This is a genomic window from Apilactobacillus zhangqiuensis (assembly GCF_019656215.1).
Classification (GTDB): Bacteria; Bacillota; Bacilli; order Lactobacillales; family Lactobacillaceae; genus Apilactobacillus; species Apilactobacillus zhangqiuensis.
This window is the reverse complement of the sequence record NZ_BPLK01000004.1, coordinates 96,720-110,681: the sequence shown is the minus strand read 5'-3', so window position 1 is coordinate 110,681 and position 13,962 is coordinate 96,720. Positions and strand designations below refer to the sequence as shown.

Below are 13,962 nucleotides of genomic sequence, written 5' to 3'. Positions count from 1 at the left end.
TTAAATTATATTAAGAGTGGTATCATAATTAAGACGAAAGGTACAAAATATTTTTGATTGCTTATTAGGGGATGATATATTGCAATACAATAAAAATGAATTTAATAAAGTAAATGACAAAAAAGTCATGAAAAAAGTTAAGAAACAATGGGTTGTAGTATCCATTGCTACCTTAGCTCTTTTAGGTGCATCCGCTTATGGCATGACATCTACTTCTGCAGTAGTTGCTCACGCTTCTGACGGAACCACCCAACAACAAAAGGGTACAACAGAAAAACAAGGTTCCAGTGATGGTGCCTCAAATTCTGGTGGATCTCAATCACAACAAGAAACTGACGCACAAAGTGCAGCAGCTCAAAAGCAAAAAGATGCTGCTCAAGATCAAGGTAGTTCTGATGGAACTGCTGGAGTAACCAAAGCATCACTATCATCCTACCAAGATGATTATAATTCTGCTTACAGTACCGCTTCTGTTTCAGCAAGTATCGCTGCATCTAATGCAGGATCAAGTGATTTTACCGCTAATAAGTCAAAGGCTTCTTATGCAAATCACCAAGATGCTTACGATACTGCATACTCAGCTGCATCAATTGCTGCTAGTGTAGCTGCATCACAAAAATCACATGATAACAGCGTTGCTGCATCATCAAGTGCAGTAAGTGCGGGTATTAGTGATTATGCAAAGGGTAGTTCAGCTGCTTCAAACGTAGGATCTGTAAACCAATCTACATACAACAGTGCATACAGCCAAGCAAGTAGCGGTTTTTATGCTGCCTTGAATAGTAGTACAGCTAGTGATGCTAACACTTCAGATGCTAACTACCAAGCTGGATCATCATACGAAGCTAAATACTCAGCTGCAATTTCAGCTGCTATTAATGATGTTGTTATGAGTAATGGTAACAACATGGCTTCATATTCAACTGATCAAAGTGCATACTATAGTGCCGCTTATGCTGGTGCCCAAGCTGCCATTAATGCATACTCAAATGCTACTCAAGGTAATGGTACTGGTACTCAAGATTACAACTACTACAACAACACAGCTAACACGAACTATACTTCTGGTAATGGTTCAACAGCTGCAGTTAAACCAAACATTAACAAATCAAATTGGGGTCAAGGTTCAAGCGCTACATACAACGCTTCAGCAGCCGCTGCTTACACCGGTTCAAACAATGACAGTTACCAAGCAACTAAGGGTGGAGCTGATAACCCAAATGATGCATACAACTCAGTGATTAGCTATGAAAATGACTTAGGCCTTAAGTTTAATAACGCCAAAAACACATCAGTTAAGATTAATGGTCAAAATGCGTCATCTGGTACTGCTAATATTAAAGTAGCTTCACAATCAGATGTTCAAACCAATAATGCTGCATTCTACGGTGCGTTATCTGACGTTTACAAGTACGCAACTACTGCTGCTCTTGCTAAGCAAGGGATGGTAGATGCCGAAAAAGGTAAATGGACAGGAGTTATTGGTGATGGAAATGCTAAGGGTCAAACCCAAGATTTCTATCTAGCAAATAACCCAAATGTTTCTACAAATTCAACCAACCCATATGATCAAGGATACTTAGGGGCGAAGGCAGCTATGGCTGCTCAATTCAACGGTGGTAATTCTGTTCAATCAATTTCTGCTATTGATGCCTCAAGTAAACAAGACAAGAACTACATTGCTGCTTACAATGATGTTGTAAATCAAGCTGCACAAAATGTTGTGTTCGTATCTAATGGTAAGCAATTTGATGGAATTATGAACAATTCTTCCTTACTAAATAAAGGTTTTACCATTAAATTGATTAATGATATTGACTTACATTCTGTTTCAACTTCACAAGAAAATAACGTTGGTGTCAATGCTGTTGAAGGTAATACTTATGTGGTTGATGGTCAAAACCATATCGCTGATATGTCTGGTCAACAATACAAGTTTAGTACCGGTACAACAAGTAATACTAAATTATACGTTCAAAACTTCCAGACTCTTTATGGAACTAACTATTACGGTCCATTCTCACTATCTAATGGTGGGTCAATTTACTACAAGAATGTTAATTACATTGGTTCACAAATTTTGTCAGCCAAGGGTAATTACGTTTTTGTTGATGGTAATGTGAACGTCTTCCAACGTGATGATGTTTACGATTCACCTTTCATGAAGGGACAAGCTGCCGAAGGATCAGGAAACCAAAATAATCTAGCTATTGCCAACATGGTGTTAGATAAGGGTGCTCACTACTTTGGATCAGTTGGTTCTCAAGCTGGGTCAAATGTTGTATACATTTCCGGCGGTGGTAACCTTACTTTAGGTGAAGATTCAAGTATGACATTAATTCCTAGAGGTGAAGGTACTGGTGGTGATGACGGTGCCGACTCAGGTCCAATGGGTGTCGATATTCAAAATGGTAGTTTGACTGTTAATAAGAACTCTAATTTGAACATCATTCCAGATAGATCAAATACTTATCCAGACTATGGTGCCGCTGGTGGTATTTTCGTAGGTAGTAATGGTGGAGTTCGTGTTGATGGTGGTCGTATTAACATCGAAGCTAACCAACCAAGTAAGATTAATGGTACATTTAATTCTTTAATGTATGTTAATACTGGTTCCAATGTATTAGTTACAAATGGTGGTACTATTCAAGCTAAGATTGCTAATTTGAATGGTACTAGTACACCAACATCAGGTGGGGGATTAATTTACCTAGCTGGTGGTACTGTTCAAGTCGCTAACCGTGGTAACTTAATCTCAGCCATCTCTGATGGTACTGGTGCTGGTGTCCCATTGGTTTACGGTAATTTAACTGTCAATAACTCTGGTGATAGTCACGTTATCCTAGATGCTGGTTCAGCTAGAAACAGTGATGGAACCAACACCAACCCATTTGTTAATAACGGAACTATTAACGCCTACACTGGTAAGGTTAATGGTAAGATTTACTACAACTACCAAATGAACCCAGCAAGTCAATACACTTCAACTGACCAATACTTGAAGACAACAAATAACACACCATACGCTGGTGGACAAATCTTAGATATTAGTAGTATTCCATCTGTATACTTCGCTAACCCAATCAGTGCTAAGACTAACAGCGATGGTTCAATTACTGTTAACGGTATTGCTAAGGTAGCTGGTTATGATGGCTCTGACTATGCTAAGCAAAATGTTTACCTACAATATGGTATCGATAAGAATTCAACTACTAACTACAATGATTCAGGAATGAACACATTTTTAACTACTGATTCAAGTGGTAAGAATGTTCAATATTCAAATCCTGCTAAGGATGACAATGGAAACATTGTTGATAACAACGTATACTCAGCAACATCACCATCAAATGTTGATCAAATTCCAATTAATTTCACAATTCCGGCCTCTCAAGCTAGTGGAATCAACACTGTTGGTATTTTCATGAGATATGGTGTTAATGGTATCTACATGACTGCTAAGCCAAGTACTACTGGTGGTAGTGATTACAGTTCATCAATCGTTGGTTATTCAGCAGGCTCAAACGGTGCATTATCTCAAGACCCAGCTGCAACTGTTCAAGTTAACAGTGGTAAAGGTCAAGATTTGACGGATGGTCTAAATAATGCGATTGCTGATGCCACAAATGGTACCAACTCAAAAGATCCATTGAGATACCAAAAGAACAATGACTATACTGGTGCTTACGATAGTGTAGTAAATGGTTACAAGGCTGCAACTCCTCAATTGCTACAACAATTAGGAATTACAGACCCAACCAAGGCTCCTACTACGCTAACACCTGATCTTTTAGCTAAGATTCAACAGTTACCAGCATATAAGCAAGCATCTAATCCAAGTGCCTTCATGCAAGGTTTACAACAAGCATACAAAGATTACCTAGCTAACTCACAAGCCGCAAACGACATTGCAAACGCAAGTCCATCTGCAGCTGCTACAGTTGCAAACGGTAGTCAAGATTCTGCTTACAAGAAGAACTATGCTGCTAGTTACAACACAGCACAACAAGCTCTTAATGATGCAGTTGCTGGTAATACTACTAACAGACCTGCTGACACTGACCCAACTGGTCAACAAGTTTACGATAAAGCTCAACAACAATACAAAGATGCTCAAAAGGCTATCGTTGAAGCTGCCAAAGGTATCACTAATAATCCAAACAACTTGGATCCATCAGCTTACCAAGCTGGACAAGCTGCTTACAACCAAATTGTTAATGATGTTAGAAGTGGTAAGAAGGAATCACCATCTGATTCTCCTCTAAACACTATGTCACCATTAGCTCAAGCTCTATACCAACAACAATATGATGCTATTCAAGCAAAATATGATGGTGGTAAACAAGCTGCATTGAGTGGTCAATCTGCTCCATCAGATCCACAAGCACTTGCTGGTTACAATGATGCAAAAGATGGTTTCAATAACAAACCAGCTTCAGATACTGAAAAGAATTCTGCTGCATACAAGGCCGGACAAGCTGCCAAGAATGATGAACAAACTGGTAAACAAGCAGCAATGAGTGATTCAAACGCACAACCTACTGATAAAGATTCACAAGCTAAGAAAGATGGTCTACAAGCAACTAAAGATGCTTACGCTGCTGCAAGTGGTCAACAAACTCCGCTAACAGACGATCAATTAGCACAAAAATCATTACCATACCAAGACGCATACAAAGCTGCTCAAGCTGCTGCAAACAACACTGTTGCTCAAGCAGAAGCTGACTACAAGAATGGTACAACAGCTAACAAGCCTCAAGGTAATGGTGTAGATGCTGCGGCTTACAAGAAGGTTCAAAGTGATGCTGCTGCTGGTGCGACTGCTGCTAGTCAAGCAGGTAGTGCTGACACACCTGATGTAAACCAAACCCCTGCATACAAGATGGGTTACAACATTGCCAAGGGTTCAGCCGACGCTCTAAACGGTGCTACAAAGAATCCTAACAACAGTGATCCTGAATACAAGAATGCATACGACCAAGCTAATGATGGTTTTAACGGAGCAAACAACAATGCTCCTGAAAACCAAACATCTGCATACAAGGCTGGTCAACAAGCTAAGACTGACTCACAAACTGGTGCTACTCTAGCAACCAACGGTCAATCACTACCAACTACTCCAGCTCCATCACAAGCTGAACAAGATGGTTACAATGCCACTAAGGATGCTTATGACACTGCTGCCGGTAAAAAAGCATCTATTTCAGATGCTGACCTAACTAAGATGCCATTAGCTTACCAAGATGCATACAAGAAGGCACTTGCTGCTGCTACACCTGTAGTAAACAACGCACTTGCTGATTACAAGAATGGTTCAACTGCTAACAAACCAACTGATCCAAACAGTGCTGCTGGTAAAGCATACCAAGCTGTTAAGGACGACGCCGCTGCCGGTGCGACTGCTGCTAGTCAAGCAGGTAGTGCTGACACACCTGATGTAAACCAAACACCTGCTTACAAAGAAGGTTACAACATTACCAAGGGTGTAAGTGATGCTGAAAATGGTAAACAAGCTTCATCAACTAACAAGAATTCTGACTACACTAACGCCTACAACAACTTTAATGAAGGAAAAGCGCAAGGTGAAAAGGCTAAACCAACTGACCAAGCTCCAGCTAACGCTGATCAAGCAACTAAAGATGGTTTCGCTTACGGTCAAGGAATCGCCGCTCTTAAGAATGCTAAGAACCCAGAAGATCAAAATGCTGCTCAAGGTTTAACTGGTAAACAATTAGACGGTTTCAACTCCGCTAAAGCTGGTTACGAAGCTGCAATGAAGGGTCAAGGTGCTCCAACTTCTCCAGCCGCAGCTGTTGAAGGTTACAATTACGCAAAAGCATTAACTGATGGTGCTGCTGCAGATAAGAAACCTGACACTGCTACTGGTAACGATGACTTACCAACAGAACAAAAAGCTTACGATGACACTCAAGCTGCCATTGCTCAAGCTAAGGCTGACGTTAAGGCCGGAAAGACTGGAAGCCAATTGACTCCTAGTGATGGTAACGCCAACAACAAGGACGTATACGACAAGGCATATGCTGCTGCTGTTAAGGCATACCAAAACACTGACCCAACTGCCACTGCTACTTCTGCTGGTATCAGTCAAGATGCTGTTGGTACCGCTGCATTTAACGCTGCAAAGTCTGATGGACTAAAGGTTCAAGGTGCTAAGGCATTTACAGATGGTAAGGCTAACAACCAAAGCGATCCTAACTTTACTAAGGGTTACAACGATGCTAAGCAAGGTTATGTTGATGCATTGAAGGGTAACGCTGCTCCAGGTAACCCAACAGACGCATACAACACTGGTGCTGCTGCTGGTGCTAACGATAAGGCTGGTTTCCAAAGTGCTGAAAACGGTAACTCTGACAATTCAGATGCTGCTAAGGGTGCTGCTGCAGCGATTGCCGCTGTTAAGGCTGCCAAGGGTAAGGACTTAGATTCATTACCTGAAAGCAATGATTCAACCAAGCCTGCATCATACAACAACGCTTACAACGCTGCGTTAGAAGATGCTAAGCAAGCTGCTAAACAAGGTATTGCTTCACAATTAACTCCAGATAGTACAAACACTCAAGCCCCAGTTCCTGCTGCATTAGCCGATGTTTACAAGGCTGCTGCAAATGACGCTCAAAAGGGTTATGCTGAAGGATTAACTGGTAAACCAGTATTAGACGGCAATAACGCTAGCGAAACTCAAGGTAACCAAAAGGGTGCTGCTGACAAGCAAAAATATGATGATGCTTTAGCTGACTTTGCTAAGGGTATTACTGACCCAGCAAATGCTTCAACTGACCCATCATTGAAGTCAGATCCTGTCTACAGATCAGCTCTTGCTGCTCTAGTTGATGCTTCTAAGGGAAACACTGATGCTAATGACAAGTCACCTGTATACACAGTTGCTAACTCACAAGCATTAGGTTCAAAGGATGCTCAAGCAGAAATCGCTAAGGATGCTGCTAAGGGTACTGACCCACAACCAATTAATGATTTAAATGATCCAAGACTAGCTCAAACCCCAGCTAAGGATAAGCAATCATACATGAATGCTTACAACGACGCTATCAAGGGTTACAACGCTGGTAAGGACAACACATCTGACACACCTACTAACAACGACCCAGCTGATCAAAATGCATTTAATGCTGGTAAGACTGCTGGTGATGCTATTCGTGGTGCCAACGATGCATTGAATGGTAAGAAGTCAAACGATGATGTTGCTTCTGACCTAAACAGCGCTGATCCAGCTAAGAAGGCATACGCTCAAGGTGTTACTGATGCTAACAACGGTTACGCAAAGGGTCTAAACGACGCAACACCAATGAGTAGCGACGATTTAGCTAAGCAAACTCCTGCTTACCAAAAGGCATACGCTCAAGGACAAGCTGACAAGGCAGGTGTTGATGCTGCTAAGTCGCAAGCCACTCCAGATGTTAACAACGTGCCAGATAACATCAAGAATAACAAACAAGCTGCTGACGCCTACAAGGGTTACGCTGCTGCCGTGGCTGCAGTTAAGGCTGCTAAGGGCGATGCTACTAAGGCTGACCGTCCAAGCGACTTTGACTCACAAAGTCCAGACTTCAAGGCTGCTTACCAAAAGGCTCTACAAGACGCTGTAGATGCTAACAAGGCTGGTCAAGATTCTGTTGCTAACCCAAGTTCAGCTGCTGCTCGTCCAAGTGACCCAGCTCAAGCTGCTGTATACGATGCTGCTAGAAATGATGCAAGCAAGGGTTACGCAGAAGGATTAACTGGCAAACCAGTTTCAGATACTAATAACGGTAACGAAAAAGCTGGTCAACAAGCTGGTGCTAACGACAAGGCTAAGTACGAAGCTGCAGTTAAGGATTATGCTAAAGGCATTACCGACCCAACTAAGTCTTCAAACCCAGCCAATGCAAATGACCCAGTATACCAAGAAGCTTTGAAGGCTCTAAATGATGCTGCTAATGGTCATAACCCATCAGATTCAGATAAACAATCACCTGTATATGTTGTTGCTTACTCACAAGCAAGAGCTAAGAAAGATGCAATGGATGCTATCAAGACAGCCAACGCTTCTGCTAATGGTAATGATCCACAAAACATTACTGATGCCAACAATGTTACTGCTGATGTACCAGACAAGCAATCATACATGAATGCTTACAACGATGCTATCAAGGGTTACAACGCTGGTAAGGATAATGATTCAAGTGTTACACCAACTAATTCAGACCCAGCTGACCAACAAGCATTTAACGATGCTAAGGCAGCCGGTGAAGCTGCTCGTGGTGCAAACGATGCATTGAACGGTAAGAAGTCAAATGCTGATGTTGCTTCCGATCTAAACAGCACAGACCCAGCTAAGAAGAGTTACGCTCAAGGTGTTACTGATGCAAACAACGGTTATGAACAAGGTCTAAGTGATGGTAAAAAACCAAAGAGTGGTGATGCACTAGCCCAAAAGACTCCAGCTTACCGAAAGGCTTACGCTCAAGGACAAGATGACTACAAAGGTGTTAATGAAGCTAAGTCACAAACTACTCCAGATGTAAATAACGTTCCTTCTGATATTGCAAATAGCCAACCAGCTGCTGACGCCTACAAGGGTTACGCTGCTGCCGTGGCTGCGGTTAAGGCTAAGAACGGAAATGCTACAAAGGCAGACCGTCCAGCTGACTTTGACAAACAAAGTCCAGACTTCAAGGCTGCTTACCAAAAGGCATTAGAAGATGCTGTAGATGCTAACAAGGCTGGTCAAGATTCTATTGCTAACCCAAGTTCAGCTGCTGCTCGTCCAAGTGATCCAGCATTAGCTGCTGTATACGATGCTGCTAAGCATGATACTAACAAGGGTATGGCCGAAGCATTAAGCGGTAAGCCAGGTAATTCAGATCCTTCAAACGCAAACGAACAAGCTGGTATTAAAGCTGGTGCTGCACTACAAGCTGCATACCAAGCTGCCGCTAAGGACTTTGCTGCTGGAATTACTGACCCAACCAAGGCTACACAAACATTTAGTAATCCTGCTCAAGCTCAAGCTTACAAGGATGCATTAGCTGGTATGAAGGATGGTTCACAAACACCTGCTTCAGACCAAAATGATCCTAAGAGTAACTCACCAATTTATGCAATTGCTAAGCAACAAGCACAAAACGTTCAAAACGCTGTCGCTGCTGTTCAAGGTAGTCAAAACGTTGCTAACGGTCAACCTAACAAGGATAACGACCTAGCAAACGCAACTGGTTACAACAATGCTGACAACAAGTCAGATATGGATGACGCATACAGTGCTGCATCTAATGCATACAGCGATGCAATTAACCATACCAATGGTGACAAACCAACTGATCAAAGTAAATTCAGTCCTGCTGATCAAATGGCTTATGCTCAAGCTTACAAGGCTGCTAAGGATGCTGCTGCTAAGGGACTAACTGACTTTGGTAATGGTAACAAGGCTCAACAACCAGCTAGCCCAGCTGATAAGGCTGCTTACGACAAGGCTCAAAGCGATGCTCTTGCTGGTTTGAATGACGGATTAGCAAACCATGCTGATGCTACTAAGCAAGCTAACAACCCTGCATACAAGCAAGGTGTTGACGATGCTGCCGCAATCCAAAAGGCTGCTGAAGATGCCGTAAATGGTACTCCAGATGTTGGTAAGGCAAGCTTATCTTCAGACGCTCAAAAGGCTGCTTACGATGCAATCAAACCTGCTGCTAATGCTGGTCAATCTGAATACACAGATCACCCTGATCTATATGCTGGTAAGACTGGTGACGACTTGAAGAACGCTGCTAACCAAGCTGCTCAAGCTCAATATTCAAACGATCCATTGAAGCGAGCTGCATTTATTCAAGCAATTGAAGCTGCTGGTGATGCATTCGGTAAGGGTGCTGAAGCATTCGGTAACAACGAAGCACAACCAGCTGGTATTTCCGCTGCTGGTTACCAAGCTGCTCAACAAGCATACAATGCTGCAACTGACGGTACTGGTAAACCTGAAAAGGTAAACGGTCACTACACAACTCCACAAGGTGTTACTCCTTCTGATCAATACGATAAGACATTCGATGCCGCATACGACAAGTACAAGGCTGCTGCAGATAAAGCGGCTCAAGATACTGCTGCAAACGGTGGTACTGCTGCAACTGCTGCAAACTCAGATGCTTACAAGGGTGCCACACCTAAGGAACAAGCTGCTTACAATGATGCTGCTACTAAGGCTGCTAAAGGTATTGCGGATGCTAAGTTAAACGACCCAACCAAGGATGACCAACACGGTACTACCAAGGATGGTAAGTTCGTTCCTAACGATGACACTGCTGCTCAAGCATACGTTGGTGCTAAGGCAGGTTATGCTGACGGTAAGACTGGTGCTACTAACGAACCAACTAACGTAAGTCCTGCTTACAAGGCTGCTTACGACAAGGCTAATGCAGATGCTAAGGCTGCTGCACATGCTGGTGTTGAAGACTTTGCTAAGGGTTATGATAAGAGTTACCCACAAGATAATGACAGTGCTGCTGTTAAGGATGCTCGTAGCAATGGTTACAACCAAGCTGCTGCTGGTTACCAAGCTGCTATGAGTAACCCATCTGGTGACTTCTCAAGCAACCCAGATGCAAGTTACCAAAAGGGTGTTGATATGGCTAAGGCTGCTGCCGCTGCTCGTGACAACGTTCTAAACAACGGTGACAATGCTCAACCTACTGCTGGTGAAACATCAACTGATCCAGACGTACAAGGTGCTGCTAAAGCCGCTGCTGCTGCCGCTAAGGCCGCATTAGCAGATGGTAAAGATGGCAAGAACCTTGTTAATGGTCCTGCTGATGTACCTGCTGCATTTAAGCCATACGCTCAAATCTACGCTGGTGCTTACGCTACTGTTCAAAATGCTGCTGTTCAAGCTGCTCAAGATGGTGCCAAAGCATTTGCTTCAGATGGTAAGGAAGGTAACCACGTTACTGATCCTAACAACAAGTCAGTAGATGCAGTTGCTAACCAAGAAGGTTACAAAGATGCTCATGATGGTTATCAAGATGCTCAAACTAACCCAGATGCTGTAGCATCACATCCAAATACAGGTTCTGTAAATGGTGATGAAGCTGCTAAGGGTGCTGCCGCCGCATTTAACGATGTTGCCGGTAAGGACAACGCTAAGCCAGGAGATCACGCAACTTCTGATAACAACCCAGTATATGAAGCTGCTTACCAAAAGGCATTAGCTGAAGGTAAGGAAAATGCTTCTGATGGTGCCAAAGCATTGTTCAACAATAACCCTAATAACTCAACTGCAAACGCTGCGACATTGGCTAAGCCAAACGCAACTACAGCTGCAGACAAGGCATTTAACAAGGGTCTAGAAAATGCTAAGAACGCTCTAGCTGACGCTCAGGCAAACGATCCTTCTAAGGATGCTCAATACACTGGTGACAATGCTAAGACAGATGCTGGTAATGTATACCACGCAACTCAAGATGCATACAACGCTGTATTGAATGGTCAACAACCATTAACTGACAGTCAACTAGCTGCTAAGAATCCTGTATACGCTACAGCATACAAGAACGCATTAGCATATGCTCAAACTGCATCCACTAATGGTGCTACTGATGCCAATGACAACGGTTCATCATATGACTCAAATCCTCTTGCAAAAGCCGTTTACGAAAAGGCAAGAACTGGCGCAAACAAGGCTTACAACGATGCTCTTCAAAACAAGGATCCAGAACTAAAGGATCACAATGGTATTGATAAGGGTTCAGTTGCTTACCAAGCAACTCAAAACGCTATCAATGACTACTTGAAGAATAACGGTAATGCTAAAGAAGATCCAACCGCTGCAGGTATGGACCCAGCTAATGCTCAAGCTTACAAGGCATACTATGAAAAGGCTAAGGCTGCTGTTACTAAAGCCGCAACTGATGGTGTTAATGCTTACCTAGGTGGTAAGAACATTAACGATGTTCCATCTGTCGAAGGTACTAACACTGCTCTAGGTCAAGTTGCTAAGGAAGCTGCACAACGTGCTGAAAAGGGTCATGATGATGCCGTTAATAACGGTGGTAAGGTTAGCGATGCTAACAAGTCAATCGCAAAGGACCCATCATATCTAACTGGTTTGAAGGGTGCTGCTGATGCTGCTAAGGGTGTTGGAGAAGCTATGGCTGATTCAACTAAGCAACCAGAAGCAACTGCTCCTCAATCTGAAAAGGATGGATTCAACGGTACTGTTGATGGATACAATAAGGCTGCTACTGATGGAAGCATCAAGCCTGAAGACATCGATTCATACATTGCTAAGAACCTAGGCGACAAGTCAATCGCTTACCGTGATGCCTTCAAGGATGCTTACCTAGATGGCCTAAAGGTTGCTAAGGCTGGTGCGGATGCTGCAAACGCAAACGAACCAGACGCAACTAATGGTCAAAATGGTGCAGCTCAAAAGGCTCAATCACAAGGTTACAAGGATGCTAACAACGCATTCCTAGACAAGCTACATGGTGTCGACGACAAGGACGCAACTTCAAACACGCCAGCTTCAGTTACTGGACGTCAAAGAGCTAGCCAATACCTACTAGCACTACAAGATGTTGCTGAAGGTCATCCAAACACTGGTAGCACAGATTCTGATTACCAAAAGGGACTAGCTACTGCTCAAGCTGCTGTTGATAAAGCCGTTGCCGATGGTAAGGCTAACAAGCAATTACCAGCTGACCTAACTCAAATCCCTGTTCCAGATGGTTCAGACCCAGTTGCTTACCGTGACGCTTATGCTGGAATCCTAAGTGGTTTCTACAACGGTTACAACAGTAAGACAACTGATTCTGGTTCAACTGATGCATATTACAACATCGCATTTGGTATCGGATATGCTAAGGGTAAAGCAAGTATCCCAACTGATACTTCAGCTCCTAGCGACTTCTTGAACAACAGAAAGATGCCAACAATCACAGATCCAGCCGTTGCTAAGGCATACAAGCAACAATATGACGAAGCTAAGTCTGGTTTCTATGATGCTTTATACAAGAGAGGCGCTAAGTCAACCAACGATTACTACAAGGCAAGTTACAAGCTTGCTCAAGATGGTTTAGATGGTATGAAACTAGCTGCTAAGGGTGATACTAAGGACAACCGTGATCTTCTAAAGACCAAGGACGCTTCATTCGTCAATGGTTACAACGGTTACCTAAAGGGTGTCGCTGCTGCTAAGAGAACTCTTAAGAAGAACAAGAAGCTTTCTGCTAAGGATCTTCTAAACAAGGACAAGCTATACAGCTACACCTTCAAGGAAGGTTTGAAACATGAAGTCAAGATTCAAAGAGCACATGGTAAGAAGTTCGGAACTAGAAGAGCATTAGAACGCTTCGCAATTCCTAAGAACATCTACACTCATCATTCTGAAAGTTATGCTCGCACTTATGTTGCAACATACAAGAGAGAAATGAAGAGACATATGCCAAGATACATCTACAACGTAGGTACTATCTTTACGCATAACCATGTCAAATTCACTCGTCATACTCGAATCAGAGAATATGCTTACTCAGCAAGATACAATTCAACTGTATTCAGAGTAGTCGGTGTGAAGTACTACAAGAACCGTATCCCAAGATACCGTTTGAGTAATGGTGCTGTTGTAACTGCAAGCCAAATGGTACAAAATGCTTACTACAAGAAGCACTTCAAGAAGTATCGTGTAATCAAGCCTACTGGAGTATTGATCCATACAGGTAAGACATTCAGTAAGCGTAATTCAGTAAGAAGATTGTACAGAGGAGAAGTCTTCCATGTACGTAAAGTGGTTAAATTCCACGGTATTACTCGTCTATACGTTGGTAAGAATGAATACATTACTTCTAACAAGACATTTGTTAAAGCAGTTATCAAATAATTGCTAATAAAAAGAGTCACTGGTTAATTCCAGTGGCTCTTTTTTGTATGCGCATATAAAAAGTATAGATAAAGTTT

At 42.7% G+C, this 13,962-nt stretch carries 1 protein-coding gene; it reads left to right on the top strand.

The genetic code is table 11. The features are described from left to right. The first annotated feature begins 79 nt into the window (after positions 1–79). Positions 80–13,885 carry a DUF5776 domain-containing protein gene (locus K5Q07_RS04770; protein WP_220729951.1) on the top strand — a complete coding sequence of 4,602 codons (13,806 nt, stop codon included), beginning with the start codon at positions 80–82 and terminating at the stop codon, positions 13,883–13,885. The last annotated feature ends 77 nt before the right edge of the window (positions 13,886–13,962 follow it).